We start from the raw sequence: 23,750 nt of genomic DNA, 5'->3' as shown, positions 1-23,750 counted from the left end.
GCCCATCGCCGGTACAGCAATTCGCTGTACTCGAGGCCCAATCAATCCTGCTCGGCAAACGCCTGTTCAGCCTGCCAACCACCACCCAGGGCAGCAACCAGCTGCACGCTGGCCACCAGGCGCCCTTGCAGCAGGTTCAACACACTGCGCTCGTTGCTCAGCGCCGTGGTCTGCACGTTGACCACATCCAGGTAGCCGATCAGCCCGGCGCGGTACTGGTTCTCGGTCAGGCGCAGCGACTCGCGAGCGGCATCCAGTGCCTCCTGGCGCACCACCGCCTCATCGCCATACACCTTCAACTGCACCAGCAGGTTTTCCACTTCCTTGAAGCCGTCGAGCACGGTCTGGCGGTACTGCGCCACGGTCTGGTCATACACCGCCACCGTGCGGTCCACCTCGGCACTGCGCTTGCCGGCGTCGAACAAGGTCAGCGCCAGCTGCGGGCCCACCGACCAGTAGCGGTTGGGCAGTTCGATCCAGTTGCTGAAGCTGCTGCTGGAGTAACCGCCACTCATGCTCAGGCTCAGGTCCGGGAAATACGCCGCCCGCGACACGCCGATGTTGGCGTTGGCAGCCATCACGTTGCGCTCGGCCGCAGCGATGTCCGGGCGTCGCTCCAGTAACTGCGAAGGCAAGGCCACCGGAATTTGCGGCAGCGCCGGAATGGATTTGCTGTCGGCCAGGGCGAAGTCCGCCGGGGCCTTGCCCAGCAACACGGCAATGGCGTTCTCGAACTGCGCGCGCTGCCAGACCAGGTCGATCAGGTCGGCCTGGGTGCTCTTGAGCTGGGTACGCGCCTGGGCCACTGCATCCGGGCCGGCGACGCCAGCGCGATACTGGTTTTCGTTCATTCGCAAGGAACGTTCATACGCTGCCACGGTGGCTTCCAACAGGCGTTTCTGCTCGTCGATCACCCGCAACTGCAGGTAGTTCTGAACCAGTTCAGACTGCTGGCTGAGGCGGATCGAGGCCAAGTCGGCCAGGCTGGCTTCGGCACTGGCTTCGTTGGCGTTCAGGGTCTCGCGCAGCTTGCCCCACAGGTCGATTTCCCAGCTGACGCCGAGCTGGGCATTGTAGGTGTTGCGAATGCCACTGCTGTTGTTGGACAGGCTCGAGCTGGAGCTGCCGGTACCCTGGGCCGAGCGGGTCTTGCCGACGCTCAGGTCCAGGCTGGGGAACAGCGCCGCCCGGCTGCTGCGCACCAGCGCCTGGGCCTGGCGATACTGGGCCTCCGATTGGGCCACGGTCTGGTTGCTGCGGTTGAGCTCTTCGACCAGTGCATTGAGCCCGGCATCGCCGTAGATTTCCCACCAGGCGCCGCGGGCGATGGCATCGGACGGCGTGGCCTGGGTCCAGCCTTCGGCGTGCTTGAACTGCGCCGTGCTGCTCAGTTCCGGGCGGTGGTAGTCCGGGCTCAGGGTGCAGGCGCTGAGCAAGGCGACGCACAACCCGGCGCCGAGTAGGCGCGAGCCACGCCCACGGGTCAACGTCTGCAGGGCACGGTGAAGTGGGGTCTGGGCAAAAGTCATAGCGGGGTTTCCAGGGCGGCGTCGGTGCGCACGCCACGCCAACGGTTGAAACGGTGACGCAGGCGGTCCAGGTACAGGTAGACCACCGGTGTCGTGTAAAGAGTGAGGACCTGGCTGAACACCAGGCCGCCAATGATGGTCAGGCCCAGTGGCTGGCGCATTTCCGCGCCTTCGGCGCGGCTCAGCAGCAGCGGCAAGGCACCGAGGATGGCCGCCAGGGTCGTCATCAGGATCGGCCGCAGGCGCAGCAGGCAGGCCCGGCGGATCGACTCTTCCGGTGTAAGGCCCTGGTGGCGCTCCAGCTGCAAGGCCAGGTCGATCATCAGGATGGCGTTCTTCTTCACCACGCCGATCAGCAGGAACAGCCCCAGCAGCGAGATCAGGCTGAACTCGCCGCCGGTGACGTACAGCGCCAGCAGGGCACCGACGCCGGCCGAGGGCAGTGTCGAGAGGATGGTCAGCGGGTGAATGTAGCTTTCGTAGAGAATGCCCAGCACCAGGTAGACCAGCACCAGCGCGCCAAGGATCATCAGCGGCTGGCCTTCCTGGGTCTTGGCAAAGGCATCGGCGGTACCGCCGAGCTTGGCGATCACTTCCTCGGGCAAGCCCAGCTTGGCCACCGCACGCTCCAGCGCCGCCATGGCCTGGTCGGGGCTGTAGCCTTCGGCGACGTCGAAGGCGATGCTTTCGGCGGCGAACTGGCCTTCGTGGCTGACCCGGTCGTTGGCCAGGCTGTTCTCGTAGTGGGCGATGGTCGACAGCGGTACCCGGGCACCGTCGGCGGTAATCACCTGCACCTGCTCGAGGGTGCTTGGGTCCCAGGCGTACTTCGGGTTGATCTCGAGCACTACCTGGTACTGGTTGAGGCTGTCGTAGATGGTGGATATCTGCCGCTGGCTATAGGCGTTGTTCAGCACCGAGGTGACCATGTCCATGTCGATGCCCAGGCGCTTGGCCTGGTCACGGTCGACCACCAGGGTCACCTGCTGGGTGCCGGCACCGTCGCGGGCGTCGATGGCAGTCAGTTGCGGCAGTGCACGCAGCGCCGCCACCACTTTCGGGAACCATTCGCGCAGGGCCGCCAGGTCTCCGCTCTGCAGGGAGTACAGGTACTGCGAAGAGGTCTGGTCACGGCCACCACCGCCCAGTTGCAGGTCCTGGTCGGCCATCAGGAACAGGCGTCCGCCGGGTACCTTGGGCATTTCCTTGCGCAGGCGTTCGATCACCTTCTGGGCGTCGAGCTTGCGCTCGCTGATCGGCTTCAGGCGCACCAGCACAAAGGCATTGTTGGTCCCGCTGTTGCCACCGATGAAGCCGGCAACGCTCTGCACTGCCGGGTCGGCCAGCAAGGCGCGGCGGTAGATTTCCATTTTCGGTTGCATGACGCTGAACGACAGGCCATCGTCGCCACGGATGAAGCCTATCAGCTGGCCGGTATCCTGCTGCGGCATCAGCGTTTTCGGCACCACCACGTACAGGGCGATGTTGATGCCGATGGTGGCCAGCAGGCTGATCAGCGTCAGGCGTTTGTGGCGCAAGGCCCAGCCCAGGCTGCGGTCATAGGCATCGACCATGCGCTGGTGCAACTGTTCGCTCCAGCGCTGCAGACGTGTCGGCTCGGCCTGGTGCGGTTTGAGCCAGCGGGCGCACAGCATCGGCGTGAGGGTCAGCGACACCGCCAGCGACACGATGATCGCCGCCGCCAGGGTGATGGAGAACTCCTGGAACAGGTTGCGCACGATGCCACCCATGAACAGGATGGAGACGAATACCGCCACCAGCGACACGTTCATCGACAGCAAGGTGAAACCCACTTCCTTGGCGCCCAGGAAGGCCGCTTTCATAGGTGGTTGGCCGTCCTCGATGTGCCGGGATATGTTCTCCAGCACCACGATGGCATCGTCCACCACCAGGCCGGTGGCGAGGATCAGCGCCATCAGCGACAGGTTGTTGAGCGAGAACCCGCACAGGTACATGACCGCGAAAGTGCCCACCAGTGACACCGGCACCGCCAGGCTGGGGATCAGCGACGCCCGCAGGCTGCCGAGGAACAGGTAGACCACCAGGATCACCAGCACCACGGCGATCAGCAGGGTGTGCTCGGCTTCCTTGAGGGTTGCCTTGATCACTGGCGAACGGTCCATGGCCACGTTCAGTTGCACGCTGGCCGGCAGCAGCGACTGCAGGGCCGGCAACTGCGCCTTGATCTGGTCGACCGTTTCAATGATGTTGGCGCCTGTCTGGCGGTTGACCACCAGCAGCACCGCGCTCTGGTCATTGAAGAAGCCGCTGTTGTAGCGGTTCTCGACGCCGTCGGTGATGGTCGCCACGTCGGAAAGGCGCAGGATGGTGCCGTTCTGCTGGCGGATCACCAGCGGCTCGTAGTCCTTGGCGCTTTCCAGCTGGTCATTGGCGCGCACCTGCCAGTTGCGCTCGGCGTCCTCGACAAAGCCCATCGGCCGGCGCTGGTTGGCGTTGGACACGGCAGTACGTACTTCATCCAGCGACAGGCCGTACTGGTTGAGCAATTGCGGCTCGACGGCAATGCGCACCGCCGGCAGCGAACTGCCGCCGATCTGCACTTCCCCTACCCCGGGCACCTGGGCCAGGCTCTGCGACAGGATGGTGTCGGCCAGGTCGTACAGCTGGCCCTTCTGCAGCACGTCCGAAGTCAGCGACAGCACCATGATCGGTGCCTGCGACGGGTTGATCTTCTTGTAGGTGGGCATGCTGCGCATACCGCTGGGCAGCAGGTTGCGGGTGGCGTTGATCGCCGCCTGCACCTCGCGCGCCGCACCGTCGATGTCGCGGCCCATCTCGAAGCCGATGATCACCCGTGTGGAGCCCTGGTTGGAGCTGCTGGTCAGGGTGGTCACGCCGGCAATGCTGCCCAGCTTGCGCTCCAGCGGTGTGGCCACGGTGGACGCCATGACTTCCGGGCTGGCGCCGGACAGGTTGGCCGACACCACGATTACCGGGAAGTCCATCTGTGGCAGCGGTGCCACCGGCAGCAGGCCGAAGCTGACCCCGCCCAGCAGCATGATCGCCAGGCTCAACAGCATCGTCGCAACCGGGCGACGGATGAAAGGACCGGACAGGTTCATGCCTCGGCCTGCTTCACGTCAGTGGCCGGGCGCCAGCGGCGGGCCAGGCGGTCGAAGTACAGGTAGATGACCGGGGTGGTGAACAGCGTCAGCACCTGGCTGACCAGCAACCCGCCGACCATCACCAGGCCCAGCGGCTGGCGCAGCTCGGCACCCGAACCGGTGGCGAGCATCAGCGGCACGGCGCCGAACAGCGCGGCCAGGGTAGTCATCAGGATCGGCCGGAAGCGCAGCAGCGCCGCCTGGTAGATGGCATCGCGCGGGCTCATTCCCTGCTGGCGCTCGGCCTCGAGGGCGAAGTCGATCATCATGATCGCGTTCTTCTTGACGATGCCGATCAGCAGGATGATGCCGATGATGGCGATCATGCCCAGGTCGTTGCCGCTGATGAGCAAGGCCAGCAAGGCGCCGACCGCTGCCGACGGCAGTGTCGAAAGAATGGTCACCGGGTGGATGTAGCTCTCGTACAGCACGCCCAGCACGATGTACATGGTCACCACCGCCGCCAGGATCAACAGCAAGGTGCTCGACAGCGATGCCTGGAAGGCCTCCGCCGCGCCCTGGAAGCGGGTCTGCACGCCCAGCGGCATGCCGATGTCCTTCTGCACCTGCTCGATCACCTGCACCGCCTTGCCCAGCGAAGCGCCGTGGGCCAGGTTGAACGACAAGGTCACTGCCGGGAACTGGCCAATGTGGGAAATGGCCAGCTGGGCCTGGCGCTGCTCGATGCGCGCCAGCGCCGACAGGCGCACCTGGCCGCCATCGGTGGCCTTGACGTGGATCGACTCCAGCGCCTGCGGGCCGATCACCGCCGCATCCTGCGACTGCAGCACCACGCGGTACTGGCTGGCCTGGGTGTAGATGGTCGAGATCTGACGCTGGCCGAAGGCGTCATACAGGGCGTTGGTGATTTGCGACACGCTGATGCCCAGGCGGCCGGCCATGTCGCGGTCGATCACCAGGTACACCTGCAGGCCCTTGTCCTGCAGGTCGCTGGCCACGTCGGCCAGTTCGGGGCGCTGCTGCAGCGCCTGCACCAGCTTGCCGCTCCACTGCGCCAGCAGGTCGGCGTCGGGCGACGAGAGGCTGAACTGGTACTGGGTCCGGCTGACCCGGTCCTCGATGCTCAGGTCCTGCACCGGCTGCATGAACAGGCGGATGCCCACCAGCCGATCGACTTGCGGCTGCAGGCGGTTGATCACCTCGCTGGCAGTGACATCACGCTCGCCATGGGGTTTGAGGTTGATCAGCAGGCGGCCGCTGTTGAGCGTGGCGTTGTCGCCATCGACACCAATGTAGGACGACAGGCTCTGCACCGCCGGGTCCTGCAGGATCACCTTGCTCAGCGCCTGCTGGCGTTCGCTCATGGCGGCGAACGAGGTGGACTGCGGCGCTTCGGAAATGCCCTGGATCACCCCGGTGTCCTGCACCGGGAAGAAGCCCTTGGGCACCACCATGTACAGGAATACGGTGAGCGCCAGGCTGGCCACGGCCACCAGCAGCGTCAACGGCTGGCGCTTGAGCACCCACTGCAGGGCGCTGCCATAGTGCCTGATCAGCCAGTCGATCCAGGCGCCACTGGCGCGGTAGAAACGGCCCTGTTCCTCTTCCTTGGGCTCGCGCTTGAGCAGGCGCGCGCACATCATCGGCGTGAGGGTCAGCGATACCACCAGGGAAATCAGGATGGCCACCGCCAGGGTGATGGCGAACTCGCGGAACAGGCGGCCGACCACATCGGCCATGAACAGCAGCGGGATCAGTACCGCAATCAGCGAGAAGGTCAGCGAGATCAGGGTGAAGCCGATTTGCCGGGCGCCCTTGAGCGCCGCCTGCATGGGCGTCTCGCCCTCCTCGATGTGCCGGGAGATGTTCTCCAGCATGACGATGGCGTCGTCGACCACGAAACCGGTGGCGATGGTCAGGGCCATCAGGGTCAGGTTGTTGACCGAGAAACCGGCCAGGTACATCACGCCGAAGGTGCCGATCAGCGACAACGGTACGGCGATCGACGGGATGAGCGTGGCGCTGAAACGGCGCAGGAAGACGAACGTGACCATTACCACCAGGGCGATGGCGATCAGCAGTTCGTGCTGCACGTCCTTGACCGCGGCGCGGATGGTCTGGGTGCGGTCGGTGAGCACCGACACATCGAGGCCGGCCGGCAGGTTGTCGGTGATCGACGGCAGCAGGGCCTTGATGCGGTCGACCACTTCGATGACGTTGGCGCCCGGCTGGCGCTGGATGTTCAACAGCACGGCGTGGTTTTCGTTGGCCCAGGCAGCCAGGCGCTCGTTTTCGGCGCCGTCGACGATTTCTGCAACATCCTTCAGACGCAGAGGCGCGCCATTGTTGTAGGCCAGGATCAGGTTGGCGTATTCCTCAGGGGAACGCAGCTGGTCGTTGGCGTCGAGCATCGACACCCGGGTCGGGCCGTCGAAGTTGCCCTTGGGCTGATTGACGTTGGAAGCGCCGATCAGGGTGCGTACGTCCTCCAGGTTCAGGCCGTTGGCGGCCAGGGCATCGACGTTGACTTTGATCCGCACCGCCTGGCGCTGGCCACCGGCGATGCTGACCATGCCCACACCGCTGATCTGTGCGAGCTTCTGTGCCACACGGGTATCGACCAGGTCGTTGAGCTTGGGCAGCGGCATGGTCTTGCTGGAGATGGCCAGGGTCAGCACCGGGGTGTCGGCCGGGTTGACCTTGTTGTACACCGGCGGCGCCGGAAGGTCGCTGGGCAGCAGGTTGCTGGCGGCGTTGATCGCGGCCTGCACCTGTTGCTCTGCAACGTCCATGTTCATGTCGAGGTTGAAGCGCAAGGTCAGCACCGAGGCGCCGCCGGAGCTGGTCGAGGCCATCTGCTCCAGGCCTGGCATCTGGCCGAACTGACGTTCGAGCGGCGCGGTAACCGCGCTGGTCATGACCTGCGGGCTGGCGCCTGGGTACAGGGTCATGACCCGGATGGTCGGGTAATCCACCTGCGGCAACGCGGAAACCGGCAGCAGCTTGTAGGCGATCAGGCCGGCCAGGACGATGGCCAGCATGCTCAGCGTGGTGGCAACCGGCCGCAGGATGAACAGACGCGAGAGGTTCATGCGCCCGCCTTGCCTGCTGCGCTACCAGGCTGTGCTTCACCGGGCTGCAAATCGCCAGTGCTTGCCGAACCCTTGCCTTCCTGGCCTTGCAGGTGCTGGCCCGGGGTGGTCGGCACCTGCGAGCTGTCTTCGACAACTTCCACCTTGGTGCCTTCGCGCAGGCGGTCGGTGCCTTCCAGCACCAGGCGGTCGCCGGCCTTGAGGCCCTCGAGAATGACGCTGTTCTCGCCGTCGCTGGCGCCGACCTTGAGCTTGCGGATGTTGACCGTGTTCTGGTCATTGACCACATAGGCGAAGGAGCCGTCATTGCCGAACTGGATGGCCGCCGCCGGGGCCATGGTCACCTGCTTGAGGGTGTCGGCCAGCAGGCGCACGTTGACGAACTGGTTGGGGAACAGGGCCAGGTCCTTGTTCTCGAAGCGGCCCTTGAACTTGAGGGTGCCGGTGGTGGTGTCGATCTGGTTGTCGATGCTGCCCAGCACGCCGGTGGACTGCAGCTTGCTGTCACTGCGGTCCCAGGCCTCGACCGGCAGACTGGCGCCGCTGCGGTAGCGTTCCAGCACGGTGCTCAACTCGGTTTCCGGCAGGGTGAAGGCAACGCTGATCGGCTCGGTCTGCGTGATCACCACCAGCGCGGTGGTGTCGTTGGCCGCCACCAGGTTGCCCAGGTCGAGCTGGCGCAGGCCTACGCGGCCGTTGATCGGCGCGCGGATCTGGGTGAAGTCCAGGTTCAGGCGGGCGTCATTGACCTGCGCCTGGTTGGTCTTCACCAGCCCCTGGAACTGTGCCACCTGCGCTTCGGCGGTGTCGAGGGTTTGCTTGGCGATGCTGTCTTCGGCGTACAGGCCTTTATAGCGGGCCAGGTCGACCTGGGCGTTCTTCAGTTGCGCCTGGTTCTGCGCCAGGGTGCCCTCGGCCTGCTGCAGGGCAATGCGGTACGGGCGCGGGTCGATTTCGGCGAGCAGGTCGCCGGCCTTGACCTGCTGGCCTTCCTTGAAGTGGATCTTGACCAGCTCGCCAGCCACGCGGCTGCGCACGTTGACGGTGTTGGTGGCGGTGACTGTGCCCAGGGCCTTGTAGTACAGCGGGAAGTCGCCCACCCGCACCGGCTCGACGCGCACCGGCACCGGGTCGCTGGAGCCGCCGAAGCCCGGGCGACCGCCCATCATGCCCATGCCCTTGCCGCCGCGCCCGCCACCGGCTTCTTTATGCGCAGGCGTCGCTGCGGGCCACAGCCACCAGGCCAGTGCAGCCACCAGCAGCAGGATCAGCAGGCCGACGAGCCAGCGACGAGGGGAGCGGGAATTGGACACTTGCATGGGTTGAACGAACCTTGTTCGGAATGACGGCTTGGGGAGAATGAACGATAAGCACTGGCATCGTTTTAGCAAAGCGCCTTTACCAGAGGTTTACCTTTGCCTGACGTTGCCAAGGGGTTGAACTTTAAATGAAAACGGCCCGGAAAGCGTTCCGGGCCGTTTACAGGGTGTTGCCTGGAGCGGTGGCGGGCTGAAAGGTTTCGGTTGCCTGTGCCGGCCCCTTCGCGGGTAAACCCGCTCCCACAGGTGCAGTGCACTACCTGTAGGAGCAGCCTTGTGCTGCGAAGGGGCCGGCACGGCAAAAGAGACTCTGTGGCAGTAATGGCCTCTTCGCAGCACAAGGCTGCTCCTACATAGGTACCGCGCAGTCCTGAAGCATTGTGCAGTACCGGTGGGAGCGGGTTTACCCGCGAAGAGGCCGGTACAGGCGATCGACGCCCGCCCTGCCCCACACAACTCTTACTTCAGCACAGCCAGCGCTGCATCGTAGTTCGGCTCATCAGCGATTTCGCCAACCAGCTCGCTGTGCAGCACCTTGTCGTTTTCGTCCAGCACCACCACGGCACGGGCAGCCAGGCCGGCCAGCGGGCCATCGGCGATGGCCACGCCGTAGTTTTCGAGGAACTCGCGGCCACGCAGGGTCGACAGGTTCTTCACGTTGTCCAGGCCTTCGGCGCCGCAGAAGCGTGCCTGGGCGAACGGCAGGTCGGCGGAGATGCACAGCACCACGGTGTTGGCCACATCGTTGGCCTGGGCGTTGAACTTGCGCACAGAGGTAGCGCAGGTCGGGGTGTCGACGCTCGGGAAGATGTTCAGCACCTTGCGCTTGCCGGCGTAGTCAGTCAGCGACTTGTCAGCCAGGCCTTCACCTACCAGGGAGAAAGCCGGAGCCTGGGCGCCGGCTTTCGGCAGCTCGCCGTTGACCTGAACCGGGTTGCCTTTGAGAGTCACTTGAGCCATGACGAAATCCTTATGCGGGTTTGAAAAGGACACTGAGTTAAGCATGAAGGCGGCCGGGTGCCTATGGGGGCAGTGAAATTGTTCTATTACCGGACAATTCTTGTGGACAAAAAAATGCCCGGGTGGCTACAAGCGCCCCGGGCATAACTTTTGCGGATGGCGTATCAGCCCAGCAGGCCGTATACCACCGAGGTCAGCGCAACCAGGCCGACGACTACCACGAACACGTTGGAGGCAGCACCGCTGTACTTGCGCATGGATGGCACGCGGCGAATGGCGTACATCGGCATCAGGAACAGCAACACCGCGAGGATCGGGCCACCGAGCGACTCGATCATGCCGAGGATGCTCGGGTTGAGGGTGGCGACAATCCAGCACACCACCAGCATCAGCGCGGCAACCACCCGGTCCAGGGTCTTGCCCGCCGGGCGTGCACCAGCCTTGGTGATGATGCCCTTCAGGCCTTCGCTGGCGCCGATGTAGTGGCCGAGGAACGACTTGGCAATGGCCACGAAGGCGATCAGCGGTGCAGCGAACGCGATGGTCGGGTTGCTGAAATGGTTGGCCAGGTACGACAGGATCGACAGGTTCTGCGCCTTGGCCTCGGCCAGCTGGGCGCTGCTCAGGGTGAGCACGCAGCTGAACACGAAGAACAGCACCATCACCACCATCAGCAGGTGGGCACGGCGCAGGATCTGGCCGCTACGCTCATCGGCATGCTCGCCGTAGCGGCGCTTCTGGTCGACGGCAAAGGCGGAGATGATCGGCGAGTGGTTGAACGAGAACACCATCACCGGAATCGCCAGCCACAGGGTGTGCAGGAAGGCCGAAGCTGGTGGTACCTGGGTGGCGCTGTCGAGAATGCCACCGGTCCAGTGCGGCACCAGGTACAGGCCCAGCAATGCCAGGGCGACGATGAACGGGTAGACCAGCAGGCTCATGACCTTGACCGTGGCCTGCTCCCCGCAGCGCACGATGGCCAGCAGGCCGAGAATCAGCACGAACGACAGGATGGCCCGTGGCGGCGGCTGCATGTGTAGCTGGTGCTCCATGAAGCTGGACACGGTATTGGTCAGCGCCACGCTATAGATAAGCAGGATCGGGAAGATCGCGAAGAAGTACAGCACGGTGATAGAGGCGCCGGCGGTAATGCCGAAGTGCTCCTTGACCACTTCGGTGATATCGCCGTCATTGCGCCCGGAAAGGACGAAACGGGTCAGCCCGCGGTGAGCGAAATAGGTCATCGGGAAGGCCAGCATGGCCAGGATCAGCAACGGCCAGAAGCCGCCAAGGCCGGCGTTGATCGGCAGGAACAGGGTTCCGGCGCCGATCGCTGTGCCGAACAGGCCCAGCATCCAGGTGGTGTCGTGACGCGACCAGCTGCCGAGGGTGGCGGGGGTCGATTCTGCAAAGCGTTGTTCAACGCTTGGGGCCTGCTCATTCATTCCGGGTGAAGCTCCACTCGCAAGACTGCAACAGGCTGAGAATGGCGAAATAGACGTTTCGCCCAACTCAACCGAAAAAGGGAGCGCGATTGTGCACGGAAAGGTTGCACTTGCGAAGCCCTTTTCCGAGGAGCGGTTGCACTTGTCTTTACAAGCGGATTGCAACCAGAGGCTGCATGCAGCCTGATCGCCGGCAAGCCGGCTCCCACACCGACCGCGCAGTGCTTGAGCATCGCGCTATCTCTGTGGGAGCCGGCTTGCCGGCGAAAGGGCCGCAAAGCGGCCCCGTGCGGTGTTACTTCTGGACGGCGGCGAAGGCTTCGGCAACCCGTTGCAGGTTGGCCGGGCGCAGGCCGGACATGCATACGCGGCCGCTGTCGATCAGGTACACGCCGAACTCGTCACGCAGGCGGCGCACCTGCTCGACGCTGAAGCCGGTGTAGCTGAACATGCCGCGCTGGCGCAGGAAGAACTGGAAGTCCTGGCCTGGCAGCAGCACGGCCAGGGCATCGACCAGCGCCTGGCGCATGTCGAGGATACGTTTGCGCATCACTTCGACTTCCTCGGCCCACTGGGCATTGAGGGCCGCATCGCCGAGCACGCCAGCAACCAGCTGGGCGCCGAAGTTGGGCGGGCTGGAGTAGTTGCGGCGCACGGTAGCCTTGAGCTGGCCGAGCACGCTCTGGGCAGTGGCTTCATCGTCGCAGACCACCGACAGGCCGCCGACACGCTCGCCGTAAAGCGAGAAGATCTTCGAGAACGAGTTGCTGACCAGGCACGGCACGCCGGCGCGGGCCATTTCGCGGATGGCGTAGGCGTCTTCCACCAGGCCTTCGGCGAAGCCCTGGTAGGCGATGTCGAGGAACGGGATCAGTTGGCGTGCCTTGACCACTTCAACCACCTGTTGCCACTGGTGCTGTTCCAGGTCGGCGCCGGTGGGGTTGTGGCAGCACGGGTGCAGCAGCACCACGCTGTTGGCCGGCAGGGTCTGCAGGGTGGCCAGCATGCCGTCGAAGTCCACGCCACGGGTGGCCTGGTCGAAGTACGGGTAGGTGTGGACCTTGAAGCCGGCGCCTTCGAAGATGGCGCGGTGGTTGTCCCAGGTCGGGTTGCTGACCCAGACTTCGGACTGCGGGAAGTAGCGCTTGAGGAAGTCGGCGCCGACTTTGAGGGCGCCGGAACCGCCTACGGTCTGCACGGTGGCCACACGCCCGCCGGTAACAGCCGGGTGATCGGCACCGAACAGCAGCGCCTGGATCGCCTGGCGGTAGCTGGCCAGGCCTTCCATCGGCAGGTACAGAGAGGCTTCGTGGTCCTGGCCGGCGATGCGTTTCTCCACCGCATCCACAGCCGCCAGCTGCGGCACCACGCCGGCCTCATCGTAGTACAGGCCGATACTCAGGTTGACCTTGTCGGCGCGCGGGTCGGCCTTGAAGGTTTCCATCAACGAGAGGATCGGGTCGCCGGCATAGGCATCGACATGTTTGAACACAGCGTGCAGCTCCTTGGATCAGGACAGTTCGAAAAGGCAGCCCTGAGCATACCCGGAGTGCGGGCTCAGGAACATCAACTATTGTGCAAGGTTGTCTATGCAACATTGCATGGCTGAGGATTGGCGCAGGCAGTGAGGGCCTCATCGCCGGCAAGCCAGCTCCCACAGGTACACCACAGGCCTTAAGGTTTGTGGTGTACCTGTGGGAGCTGGCTTGCCGGCGATAGGGCCGGGTCAGCCAAGCAGCTCGTTCAGGCCTTGCAATTCCTGCTCGGTCACCGCCACCCCCTCCTCCTCGGCCACCTCGCGCTCGCGGTAACGCCGCTCGCCCGGCATGCGCGTCAGCCCTACCGCCTGCATCTGCTCGACCAGTTCGCGGCTGCGCTGGGCAAACCGCTCGCCCTCGGCCTTGTTCGGGTCGATGACGATGATCAACTGCCCGGTCCACGGCGTCTTCGCCCCCGGGTGCCCCGACCAGTCGAACTCCCAGGAAAAATTCCCGCCGGTCAGCGCCGCCGCCAGCAACTCGACCATCATCGACAAGGCCGAGCCCTTGTGCCCGCCAAATGGCAGCAACGCGCCGCCTTCCAGAATCGCCTTGGGGTCGGTGGTCGGCTCGCCATTGGCATCCACACCCATGCCCTGCGGCAATTGCTGGCCAGCACGCGCGGCAATCTGCACGTCGCCATGGGCCATGGCGCTGGTGGCCATGTCGAAGACGATCGGGTCATGTTCGGCGCAAGGTGCGGCAAAGGCGATGGGGTTGGTGCCGAACAGCGGCTTGCGGGCGCCGTGCGGCACCACGCAGGTCATGCTGTTGACCACGCTCAGGGCTACCAGGCCTTCGTCGGCGAAAGGCTCCACATCCGGCCACAGCGCGGCGAAGTGGTGCGAGTTGTGGATCGCCAGCACGGCGATGCCAGCGTTGCGCGCCTTCGCCACCAGAAGTTCACGGGCCGCCGCCAGCGCCGGCTGGGCGAAGCCGCCTGCGGCATCGACGCGAACATAACCGGGCGCCACGTCGCTGACCTTCGGCGTGGCCTGGCCATCGACCCAGCCGCTGGCCAATGTCGATACATAGCCGGGCATGCGGAACACCCCATGGCTATGGGCACCATCGCGCTGGGCGCTGGCGCAGTTGTGGGCCAGCACCCGGGCCACGCTTTCGCTGCAGCCATGGCGCTGGAAAATGCTCTGCAACAGGCCCTGCAGCTCGGTAAAAGGCACACGCACGACGGTGCTGGTGGAAGGTGCGGACATCTGAAGCTCCTTGTTGGAATTGGAATGGCTACAGCGTTGCAACGACAAAAACTTTCCTGCATGTGACAGCTATCTGTCAAATGTTGACTTGATGACAGAAAACAGCCATTTTCTTTCGCAAGCCTTACCCCTGGAGCCGCAGCATGAGCCAACCGATCAAGCAACGCCTGGAAAACAGCCTCGAAGGGGCCGCTGCTTCGGGCCGCAAGATCGCCACCTACATGCTCGCCAATCTGCAGGAACTGCCGTTCCAGACCTCGGCCAGCATTGCCGCCAAGCTGGGCGTCAGCGAATCCAGCGTCGGCCGTTTCTGCCGCTCATTGGGTTATGCCCATCTCAAGGCGTTGAAGCAAGACCTGCAAAACGACCTGGGCGATGGCCCGTGGCTGGTGGGCGACCGCCTGCAAGATTACCGCCAGAACCAGGACGCCAGCGACAACGCCGGCAGCCTGGAGTTGGAAATCGCCGCCCTGGTGCGCGTGCACGAGTATCGCCAGAGCAGCGCCTGGCACAGCGTCGCGCAGCGCCTGGCAAGCAGGCAGCGGGTGTTCATCGCCGGCTTCCAGACCGAGCGTGGCATCGCCATGTGCATGAGCCACCTGCTGCAGTACCTGCGCGATGGCGTGCAGCTGGTGGATATGAGTGCCGGGCACTTTGGCGAAGTATTGCTGGGCCGCGCCGAAGACAGCGCCCTGGTGGTGTTCGAAGCCCGCCGTTATTCCCGCCATGCCCTGCTGTTGTGCCAGAAGGCGCGCGAGGCTGGCATAGCGGTCACCCTGGTGACCGACACCTTCTGTGACTGGGCCGATGCCAACGCCGACGAGGTGTTCCGCATCCCCACCGAGTTCAACCTGTTCTGGGAGTCCACCTCGACCATGCTGTCGTGGGTGCACCTGATGGTCAACGAGGTCTGCAAGAAACTCGGACCGGATGTTGAAAAGCGCTTGGAAGCAACTGCCGCTCTACATAACGAATTCGTCGGCTACACCTCGTGGTCGACGGGAAAACAACAATAGCAAGAGTGCAATGAGGTGCGAGATGAAAAAGACCATGGCCTTGGTGGGTGCGTGTGCCCTGCTGCTGTCGGGTGCCGCCAGTGCCGAAACCCTGCGCTTCGCCACCGAGGGCGCCTACCCGCCCTTCAACTATGTCGACGCCAATAACCAGTTGCACGGCTTCGACATCGACATCACCCATGCCCTGTGCGAGCAGATGAAAGTCGAGTGCACGCTGGTGGCCCAGGACTGGGAAGGCATCATCCCGGCGCTGATGGCACGCAAGTACGATGCAGTGGTCGCGTCGATGATCAACACCGAAGAACGGCGCAAGAAAATCGCCTTCACCGACCACTACTACCGCACCCCGCTGACTGTCGCCGTGGCCAAGGACAGCAAGATCACCGACGCCCAGACCAACTTCGACGGCTACACCGTTGGCGCCCAGTCGTCCTCCACCCAGGCCATCTACGCCGAAGACGTCTACGCCAAGGCCGGTGCCGACGTGAAACTGTACCCGACCATGGACGAAGCCAACGCCGACCTGGCCGCGGGCCGCCTGGACGGGGTGATTGCCGACAAATTCCCGCTGCATGAGTGGATGACCAAGAACGGCGGGGACTGCTGCAAGATCCTCGGTGACGTGGCCGACACCAAGGCCGATGCCGCCATTGCCGTGCGCAAGGACGACGAAGCCCTGCGCCAGCGCCTGAACACCGCGCTGCAACAGATCGTGGCCAACGGCACCTACCAGAAGATCGCCAGCAAGTACTTCGCTTTCGATATCTACAACTGATCTTCAAGCCCTCATTGCCTGACCGGGCCCTATCGCCGGCAAGCCAGCTCCCACAGGTTGCTCACTGACCTGAAGAACAGCGGTGTACCTGTGGGAGCTGGCTTGCCGGCGATGAGGCCGGTGAGGTCAACACAAGGTGTTCGTCATGCTCGATCAATTATCCTTGCTGTCCTTCGCCAGTGGAGGCTGGGGCCAGGCGTTGCTGGCCGGCGCCCTGGTCACCGTTTCCCTGGCCCTGGCCTGCCTGCCCATCGGCCTGCCGCTGGGCCTGGTGGTCGCCCTTGCAGCACGCTCGCGCAAGCGCTTGCCGCGTGCCTGGGCCACCACCTTCTCCACCGTGTTCCGTGGCCTGCCCGAACTGCTGACGCTGCTGATCATCTATTACGGCTGCCAGATCGCCGCACAGAAGATTCTCGCAGCCATGGGCTACCAGGGTGAGTTCCTGATCAATACCTTCCTCGCCGCGATGATCGCCTTCAGCCTGGTGTTCGCCGCGTTCTCCAGCGAGATCTGGCTGGCAGCCTTCAAGACCCTGCCCAAGGGCCAGCTGGAAGCCTGCTCGGCGTTGGGCCTGAGCAAGCGCACCGGCTTCTTCAAGGTGCTGCTGCCGCAATTGACCCGCATCGCCCTGCCCGGCCTGTCCAACAACTGGCTGTCGCTGCTCAAGGACACCTCGCTGGTCTCCACCATCTCGCTGGTCGACCTGATGCGCCAGACCAACCTGGCCGTCAGCGTGACCAAGGAGCCGATGTTCTTCTATGGCGTCGCTTGCCTGGGCTACCTGTTGTTCGCCGCCATTTCCGGGCGCGTGTTCGCCTTCATCGAACGGCGCAGCAACCGCCACCTGCAAGGAGCACGCGCATGAGCTTCGAACAACTGCTGGCGCTGGTACTCGACCCCGACCTGCTGGAACGCTACGGCCCACGCTTCCTCGATGGCCTGCTGGTAACGGCCAAGCTGGTGGCGATTTCCTTCAGCCTGGGTGCCGTGCTCGGCCTGTTGCTGGCCCTGGCGCGTATGTCGCGCAGCCTGCTGCTGCAGCGCATGGCCGCCGGCTATGTGTACTTCTTCCGCGGCTCGCCGCTGCTGGCCCAGCTGTTCCTTCTGTATTACGGCCTGGGTTCGCTCAAAGGCTTCTGGCAGGACGTCGGCCTGTGGTGGTTCTTCCGCGAGGCGTGGTTCTGCACCCTGCTGGCGTTCACCCTGAACACCGCCGCCTACCAGGCCGAGATCTTCCGCGGCAGCCTGATGGCCGTCGCCCCCGGCCAGCATGAGGCGGCTCGGGCGCTGAACCTGAAGCGCTCGACCACCTTTTTCAAGGTAATCCTGCCGCAGTCGCTGCTGGTGGCCATCGGCCCGCTGGGCAACGAACTGATCCTGATGATCAAGGCCAGCGCGATCGCCTCGCTGGTGACCATCTACGACCTCATGGGCGTGACCAAACTGGCCTTCTCGCGCAGTTTCGACTTCCAGATCTACCTGTGGGCCGCCGTGCTCTACCTGCTGATCGTCGAACTGGTGCGACGCCTGCTGAAACATCTGGAAGCCCGTCTGGGCCGCCACCTGAACTGACCGAAGGATACGTTCCATGCATTGCCAGACCCTTGTCCTCGGCGCCGGCATCGTCGGCGTCAGCACCGCGCTGCACCTGCAGGCCCGCGGGCGCCAGGTGATCCTGATCGACCGCGACGAACCGGGCTGCGGCACCAGCCACGGCAACGCCGGGCTGATCGAGCGCTCCAGCGTCATCCCCTATGCCTTCCCGCGGCAACTGGGCGCACTGCTGCGCTATGGCCTGAACCGCCAGCCCGACGTGCGCTACAGCCTTCTGCACCTGCCCAAGGCCGCACCCTGGCTGTGGCGCTACTGGCGCCAGTCTGCCCCCGGGCGCCTGGCCGGGGCCGCCGCCGACATGCTGCCGCTGGTGCAGCGCTGCGTAGAGGAGCACGACGTATTCATTGCTGCCGCCGGCCTGGAAGGGCTGGTGCAGGCCAAAGGCTGGATCGAAGTGTTCCGTGACCCGGCGCTGTTCGAGCAGGCCAAGGCCGACGCCAAGGGCCTGAGCCGATATGGCCTGCAGTTCGAAATCCTCGAATGCGGGCAGTTGCAGGCCCGCGAGCACCAGCTGGATGCCAGCGTGGTCGGCGGCATCCACTGGCTCGACCCCAAGACCGTGAACAACCCCGGCGCCCTCACCCGCGGCTACGCCACCCTGTTCACGCAGCGCGGCGGGCAGTTCCTGCATGGCGATGCGCGCAGCCTGCGCCAGGTCGACGGCCAATGGCAGGTAGACAGCCGCCGCGGCCCGATCACCGCCAACGAGGTAGTGGCCTGCCTCGGCCCGCAGTCAGCCGACCTGTTCAGCGGCCTTGGCTACCAGATCCCGCTGGCGATCAAGCGTGGCTACCACATGCACTACAGCACCCGTGACGGCGCGCAACTGGAGCATTCCATCTGCGACACCCAGGGCGGCTACGTGCTGGCGCCAATGGCCCGCGGCGTGCGCCTGACCACCGGCATCGAGTTCGACGCCAGCAGCGCGCCGGGCAACCAGATCCAGCTGGGCCGTTGCGAAGCCCTGGCGCGCAAGCTGTTTCCGGCCCTGGGTGAGCGCCTGGACGACACCCCGTGGCTGGGCCGCCGCCCGTGCCTGCCCGACATGCGCCCGGTGATCGGCCCGGCGCCGCGCCACCCAGGGCTGTGGTTCAACTTCGGCCACGCCCACCACGGCCTCACCCTGGGCCCGGTCAGCGGCCGGCTGGTGGCCGAACTGGTCACCGGCGAACGCCCCTTCACCGACCCCGCGCCCTACAGCGCGACCCGTTTCGACTGAACCCCTGCGGGAGAACAACAAGATGACCGCACCACTGAGCCTTGCCACCCTTGCCCCCGAACCCGACCCGCGCCCGGTGCTGATCCGCATCGAAGGCCTGAACAAGCACTACGGCGCGTTCCACGTGCTGCGCGACATCGACCTGCAGGTGCGCGAAGGCGAACGCATCGTGCTGTGTGGGCCGTCCGGCTCGGGCAAGTCGACCCTGATCCGCTGCATCAACCGCCTGGAAGTGGCCCAGCAGGGCAGCATCAAGGTGGATGGCATCGACCTGGCGGCCACCACCCGCGAAGCGGCGCAGGTGCGCAGCGACATCGGCATGGTGTTCCAGCACTTCAACCTGTTCCCGCACATGAGCGTGCTCGACAACTGCCTGCTGGCCCCCACCAGCGTGCGCGGCCTGTCGCGCAAGGACGCCGAGGAGCGGGCGCGCATGTACCTGAGCAAGGTCGGCATCGAAAGCCAGGCGCACAAGTACCCCAGCCAGCTGTCCGGCGGCCAGCAGCAGCGCGTGGCGATTGCCCGGGCGCTGTGCATGAAGCCGCGGATCATGCTGTTCGACGAGCCCACCTCGGCGCTTGACCCGGAGATGGTCGCCGAGGTGCTGGATGTGCTGGTGCAACTGGCCGGCACCGGTATGACCATGCTCTGCGTCACCCACGAAATGGGCTTTGCCCGCCAGGTAGCCGAGCGGGTGCTGTTCCTCGAGGGCGGGCAGATCATCGAAGACAGCCCGCCGCAGGTGTTCTTCAACCAGCCGCGTACCGAGCGGGCCAAGGGGTTCCTGGCGCAGATACTGCACTGATTGAGACCTGTCGCTATTCATGTGGGAGCGGCCTTGTGTCGCGATAGGGCCGCAAAGCGGCCCCCGGCGATCCCTGCTGCGGCATAGATCCTGGGGCTGCTCCGCAGCCCTTTCGCGACACAAGGCCGCTCCCACAAAGACCGTGTTGGCTTGGAGCTAATCATTTATTGCACCGCTGCAAAGACCCAACTGCATCGTTAAATATTATTGACCTTAACCCCCGCCAAACCCACGCCACTACAGGCCCGCATCGGTTTAAGACCCCAGAATCCGGCGCATTCCCTGCCATCAAGCCCTGCTCCGTCGTTTGACATATCGAACGGCTCTGGCAAGCTATCTACAAGCCCCGACCGGAATCGTCGCCTCCGACGAGCCGGCAGTGCTCGGGGCTACAGGTTGCACCCATGGCCCCGCGCCGTGCACCTGCACAACAACGACAGGCCGAACCTGTCCCAAGGTGACATATGTCCAACAGCAACATTGGCAACAAGCAACCCTCCCTGCGCAAACCCGTCGTCCTGATGACCATGGGCAGCCAAGAGCGCAAAGGCCATGACTATCAGGTCATGACCCACAAATACATCACCCCGCTGGTCGAGTTTTCCGATTGCGTCCCGGTGCTGGTGCCCACCTGCTGCGGCATCGAAGACCTCGAGACCTATCTGGACATGGCCGACGGCGTGTACCTGACCGGCGCCGGCAGCAACATCGACCCGGCCCTGTACGGCCAGGAAAACGAGACCCCCGGCAAAGGCCAGGACCAGAACCGCGACCTGTTCGACATCCCGCTGGTCAAGGCCGCGATCAAGCGTGGCCTGCCGATCTTCGGCATCTGCCGCGGCATGCAGGAAATCAACGTGGCCCTGGGTGGCGACATCTACCAGAAGGTGTACGCCGAGCCTGGCTTCAACGACCACCGGGAAAACCCGGAAGACCCGGTCGAGGTGCAATACGCCCAGGTGCACGGCGTGAAGATCAAGCCGGACAGCTGGCTGCGTGACACCCTGGGTACCGACGAGATTCGCGTCAACTCGCTGCATGGCCAAGGCCTGCACAAGCTCGGTGCCGGCATCGAGGCCATCGCCCACGCCGAAGACGGCTTGGTCGAGGCGATCCATGCCCCGAGCATCTCGCCATTCCTGTTCGCCGTGCAGTGGCACCCGGAATGGCAAGCGGCGAAGAACCCGGATTCGATCAAGATTTTCCAGGCTTTCGGCGACGCTTGCCGGGCCCAGGTACGCAAGGCGCAGATCAAGCGCCAGCACGCTGCCTGACCCCAGTTTCCTCTGCTTTGATCGCGGGGCGGCGCAAGGCCGCCCCCGTGTTCCCCGGTCACCCTCTGCTGGTCCCAGAACACTTCCCGTGGAAACGGGCGGCGGGCTTGTGCCTGTCTCCGCGATCTTTTTTCCCACCCCGCCAAGAGATACGATGACCGATCGCAGTGAGTCTGCCATCTGTGTCTCATGCATCTCTTGTTGTCGCCTGTTCTGGCCTCTTCGCGGGTAAACCCGCTCCTACAAGCGCGACGCGGTCCCTGTAGGAGCGGGTTTACCCGCGAAGAGGCCGGCACAGGCAATAACACGCCTTCCGCCCCTCCACAAAAAAATCTCCCCAAGGGACTAGTCATCGTACAAGTTGTACGATAACTTACCTCCAACGCAAAACATCACCCTTCACCCAAGCGCCACAGGATGCCAACAACAATGACTCCACAAGAACTCAAATCCATCCTCTCCCACGGCCTGCTGTCTTTCCCGGTCACCGACTTCAACGCCCAGGGCGACTTCAACCCGGCTGGCTACGTCAAGCGCCTGGAATGGCTGGCCCCGTACGGCGCCAGCGCCCTGTTCGCCGCCGGTGGCACCGGTGAGTTCTTCTCCCTGGCTGCCAGCGAATACAGCCAGGTGATCAAGACCGCCGTCGACACCTGCGCCAAGTCGGTCCCCATCCTCGCCGGCGTCGGTGGCTCCACCCGCCAGGCCATCGAATACGCGCAAGAAGCCGAGCGCCTGGGTGCCAAGGGCCTGCTGCTGCTGCCCCACTACCTGACCGAAGCCAGCCAGGAAGGCGTCGCCGCCCACGTCGAAGCCGTATGCAAATCGGTAAACATCGGCGTAGTCGTCTACAACCGCAACGTCTGCCGCCTGAACGCCGACCTGCTGGAAAAACTCGCCGAGCGCTGCCCGAACCTGATCGGCTACAAAGACGGCCTGGGTGACATCGAGCTGATGGTGTCGATCCGTCGCCGCCTGGGCGACCGCTTCAGCTACCTGGGCGGCCTGCCGACCGCCGAGGTGTATGCTGCTGCCTACAAGGCCCTGGGCGTGCCGGTGTACTCCTCCGCCGTGTTCAACTTCGTGCCGAAGACCGCCATGGACTTCTACAACGCCATCGCCCGTGACGACCACGCCACCGTGGCCAAGCTGATCGACGACTTCTTCCTGCCGTACCTGGACATCCGCAACCGCAAGGCCGGCTATGCCGTGAGCATCGTCAAGGCCGGCGCCAGGATCGCCGGTTATGACGCCGGCCCGGTGCGTACTCCGCTTACCGACCTCACCGCCGACGAGTACGAAAAACTCGCCGCGCTGATGGACAAGATGGGCCCGCAGTAAGCGCCGCCCGCGGCCTGCCAGATGCCGCGCCCGGAGTGGGCCAGCCCCGCTCCGGTTACAATTCGTGAGCCCGCACAAAAATAACTAGTGGGAGTACTACCAGCATGCAAGCGACGAAGAAGACGCATGTGCGCTACCTGATCCTGTTCATGCTGTTCCTGGTGACCACGATCAACTACGCTGACCGCGCCACCATTGCCATCGCGGGTTCCAGCCTGCAGAAAGACCTCGGCATCGATGCCGTGACCCTCGGCTACATCTTCTCCGCCTTCGGATGGGCATACGTGGCTGGCCAGATTCCTGGTGGCTGGCTGCTCGACCGCTTCGGTTCCAAGAACGTCTACGCCTTCAGCATCTTCACCTGGTCGCTGTTCACCCTGCTGCAGGGCTTTGTCGGTGGCCTGCCGGTAGCCTGGGCGGTGGTGACTTTGTTCACCCTGCGCTTTTTGGTCGGTTTTGCAGAAGCCCCGTCGTTCCCCGGCAATGCGCGCATCGTCGCGGCCTGGTTCCCGACCCAGGAACGCGGCACCGCCTCGGCCATCTTCAACTCGGCGCAGTACTTCGCCACCGCACTGTTCGCACCGATCATGGGCTGGATCGTGTTCAGCTTCGGCTGGGAGCACGTGTTCGTGGTCATGGGCGCACTGGGCATCGTGTTCTCCATGGTGTGGCTGAAGACCATCTACAACCCGCGCCAACACCCACGTATCAGCCCAGGTGAACTCGAACACATCGAGCAGAATGGCGGGCTGGTGGACATGGACCAGAAGCGCGGCAACGACGGCCCGAAATGGGGCTACATCAAGCAACTGCTGACCAGCCGCATGCTGCTGGGCGTGTACCTGGGTCAGTACTGCATCAACGCCATCACCTACTTCTTCCTCACCTGGTTCCCGGTGTACCTGGTGCAGGAGCGCGGCATGACCATCCTCAAGGCCGGCTTCATCGCCTCGCTGCCGGCGGTCTGCGGCTTCATCGGTGGTGTGCTGGGCGGGGTGATCTCCGACTGGCTGCTGCGCCGCGGCAACTCGCTGACCTTCTCGCGCAAGCTGCCGATCGTCTGCGGCCTGCTGCTGTCGACCACCATGGTGTTCTGCAACTACGTCGACGCCGAGTGGATGGTGGTCGGCTTCATGACCCTGGCGTTCTTCGGCAAAGGCATCGGCGCGCTGGGCTGGGCGGTGGTCGCCGACACCTCGCCGAAACAGATCGCCGGGCTGTCGGGAGGGCTGTTCAACACCTTCGGCAACATCGCCTCGATCACCACGCCAATCGTGATCGGCTACATCATCAGCGCCACGGGCTCGTTCAAGTGGGCCCTGGTGTACGTCGGCGCCAACGCCCTGGTGGCGGTGTTCAGCTACCTGGTGATCGTCGGCCCGATCAAGCGCATCGAGCTGCGTGAAAGCCCAAAGCCTGACGCCGAGCCAGTGGCCGGCAGCGAACTGGCCGGCTCGCGCCACTGAGTGAACACGCCCGCGGCGGCCACCCGCCGCGGGCGG

The 23,750-nt window shown here is 64.4% G+C and carries 17 protein-coding genes; 9 read left to right on the top strand and 8 right to left on the bottom strand.

What is annotated here, in order from left to right; all coding sequences use genetic code 11:
* Positions 1 to 41: 41 nt before the first annotated feature.
* From CAG18_RS06890 to CAG18_RS06855, 8 genes are all read right to left on the bottom strand, one after another.
* A complete protein-coding gene (locus CAG18_RS06890) occupies positions 42 to 1,529 on the bottom strand; it encodes an efflux transporter outer membrane subunit (RefSeq protein ID WP_085720656.1) in 1,488 nt (495 codons plus the stop codon).
* A complete protein-coding gene (locus tag CAG18_RS06885; protein ID WP_061551625.1) occupies positions 1,526 to 4,633 on the bottom strand; it encodes an efflux RND transporter permease subunit in 3,108 nt (1,035 codons plus the stop codon). Before CAG18_RS06885 ends, CAG18_RS06890 begins: the two co-directional genes overlap by 4 nt.
* Positions 4,630 to 7,728: an MdtB/MuxB family multidrug efflux RND transporter permease subunit gene (locus CAG18_RS06880; RefSeq protein ID WP_039614185.1), complete on the bottom strand. Its 3,099-nt coding sequence runs from the start codon at positions 7,726 to 7,728 to the stop codon at positions 4,630 to 4,632. Before CAG18_RS06880 ends, CAG18_RS06885 begins: the two co-directional genes overlap by 4 nt.
* Positions 7,725 to 9,047 (bottom strand): MdtA/MuxA family multidrug efflux RND transporter periplasmic adaptor subunit, encoded by a 1,323-nt coding sequence (locus CAG18_RS06875; protein ID WP_085720655.1) that lies wholly within the window; start codon positions 9,045 to 9,047, stop codon positions 7,725 to 7,727. The genes CAG18_RS06880 and CAG18_RS06875 overlap by 4 nt, the downstream gene beginning before the upstream one ends.
* Before the next feature lie 459 nt (positions 9,048 to 9,506).
* On the bottom strand, positions 9,507 to 10,007 hold the full coding sequence (tpx, locus tag CAG18_RS06870; protein ID WP_039614183.1) for a thiol peroxidase: 501 nt from the start codon (positions 10,005 to 10,007) through the stop codon (positions 9,507 to 9,509).
* Between the two features lie 164 nt (positions 10,008 to 10,171).
* A complete protein-coding gene (locus tag CAG18_RS06865; RefSeq protein WP_061304985.1) occupies positions 10,172 to 11,452 on the bottom strand; it encodes a serine/threonine transporter in 1,281 nt (426 codons plus the stop codon).
* Positions 11,453 to 11,747: 295 nt separating this feature from the next.
* Positions 11,748 to 12,944: an amino acid aminotransferase gene (locus CAG18_RS06860; protein ID WP_015270691.1), complete on the bottom strand. Its 1,197-nt coding sequence runs from the start codon at positions 12,942 to 12,944 to the stop codon at positions 11,748 to 11,750.
* A 234-nt stretch (positions 12,945 to 13,178) separates the two neighbouring features.
* On the bottom strand, positions 13,179 to 14,204 hold the full coding sequence (locus tag CAG18_RS06855) for an Ldh family oxidoreductase (RefSeq protein WP_054573557.1): 1,026 nt from the start codon (positions 14,202 to 14,204) through the stop codon (positions 13,179 to 13,181).
* 143 nt (positions 14,205 to 14,347) lie between these two features.
* Between CAG18_RS06855 and CAG18_RS06850 the strand changes: the two genes are divergently transcribed.
* The 9 genes from CAG18_RS06850 (at position 14,348) to CAG18_RS06810 (ending at position 23,714) form a co-directional block, all read left to right on the top strand.
* Positions 14,348 to 15,220 (top strand): MurR/RpiR family transcriptional regulator, encoded by an 873-nt coding sequence (locus CAG18_RS06850; protein ID WP_015270693.1) that lies wholly within the window; start codon positions 14,348 to 14,350, stop codon positions 15,218 to 15,220.
* A gap of 22 nt (positions 15,221 to 15,242) precedes the next feature.
* The gene (locus CAG18_RS06845) at positions 15,243 to 15,995 is read left to right on the top strand and encodes a transporter substrate-binding domain-containing protein (RefSeq protein WP_085720654.1); all 753 of its coding nucleotides are present in this window, start codon (positions 15,243 to 15,245) and stop codon (positions 15,993 to 15,995) included.
* Between the two features lie 145 nt (positions 15,996 to 16,140).
* The gene (locus CAG18_RS06840; protein ID WP_004376260.1) at positions 16,141 to 16,860 is read left to right on the top strand and encodes an ABC transporter permease; all 720 of its coding nucleotides are present in this window, start codon (positions 16,141 to 16,143) and stop codon (positions 16,858 to 16,860) included.
* Complete coding sequence (locus CAG18_RS06835; protein ID WP_004376258.1) at positions 16,857 to 17,567, top strand: ABC transporter permease; 711 nt, start codon at positions 16,857 to 16,859, stop codon at positions 17,565 to 17,567. The genes CAG18_RS06840 and CAG18_RS06835 overlap by 4 nt, the downstream gene beginning before the upstream one ends.
* 16 nt (positions 17,568 to 17,583) lie before the next feature.
* Positions 17,584 to 18,828, top strand: coding sequence for an FAD-binding oxidoreductase (locus CAG18_RS06830; RefSeq protein WP_015270695.1), 1,245 nt, complete (start codon positions 17,584 to 17,586; stop codon positions 18,826 to 18,828).
* Between the two features lie 22 nt (positions 18,829 to 18,850).
* Positions 18,851 to 19,633, top strand: a complete 783-nt coding sequence (locus CAG18_RS06825; protein WP_013972988.1) for an amino acid ABC transporter ATP-binding protein — start codon at positions 18,851 to 18,853, stop codon at positions 19,631 to 19,633.
* A 464-nt stretch (positions 19,634 to 20,097) separates the two neighbouring features.
* On the top strand, positions 20,098 to 20,907 hold the full coding sequence (locus CAG18_RS06820) for a gamma-glutamyl-gamma-aminobutyrate hydrolase family protein (RefSeq protein ID WP_015270696.1): 810 nt from the start codon (positions 20,098 to 20,100) through the stop codon (positions 20,905 to 20,907).
* A gap of 429 nt (positions 20,908 to 21,336) precedes the next feature.
* On the top strand, positions 21,337 to 22,248 hold the full coding sequence (gene kdgD, locus CAG18_RS06815) for a 5-dehydro-4-deoxyglucarate dehydratase (protein WP_025338830.1): 912 nt from the start codon (positions 21,337 to 21,339) through the stop codon (positions 22,246 to 22,248).
* Positions 22,249 to 22,352: 104 nt separating this feature from the next.
* Entirely contained in the window at positions 22,353 to 23,714 is a 1,362-nt protein-coding gene (locus tag CAG18_RS06810) for an MFS transporter (RefSeq protein WP_023660766.1), read from the top strand.
* Positions 23,715 to 23,750 lie beyond the last annotated feature (36 nt).

Origin of the sequence: Pseudomonas sp. B22(2017) (genome assembly GCF_002113105.1) — a bacterium.
GTDB classification, from domain to species: Bacteria; Pseudomonadota; Gammaproteobacteria; order Pseudomonadales; family Pseudomonadaceae; genus Aquipseudomonas; species Aquipseudomonas asiatica.
The sequence above is the reverse complement of the archived record's forward strand: the minus strand, read 5'-3'. Positions and strand labels throughout refer to the sequence as shown.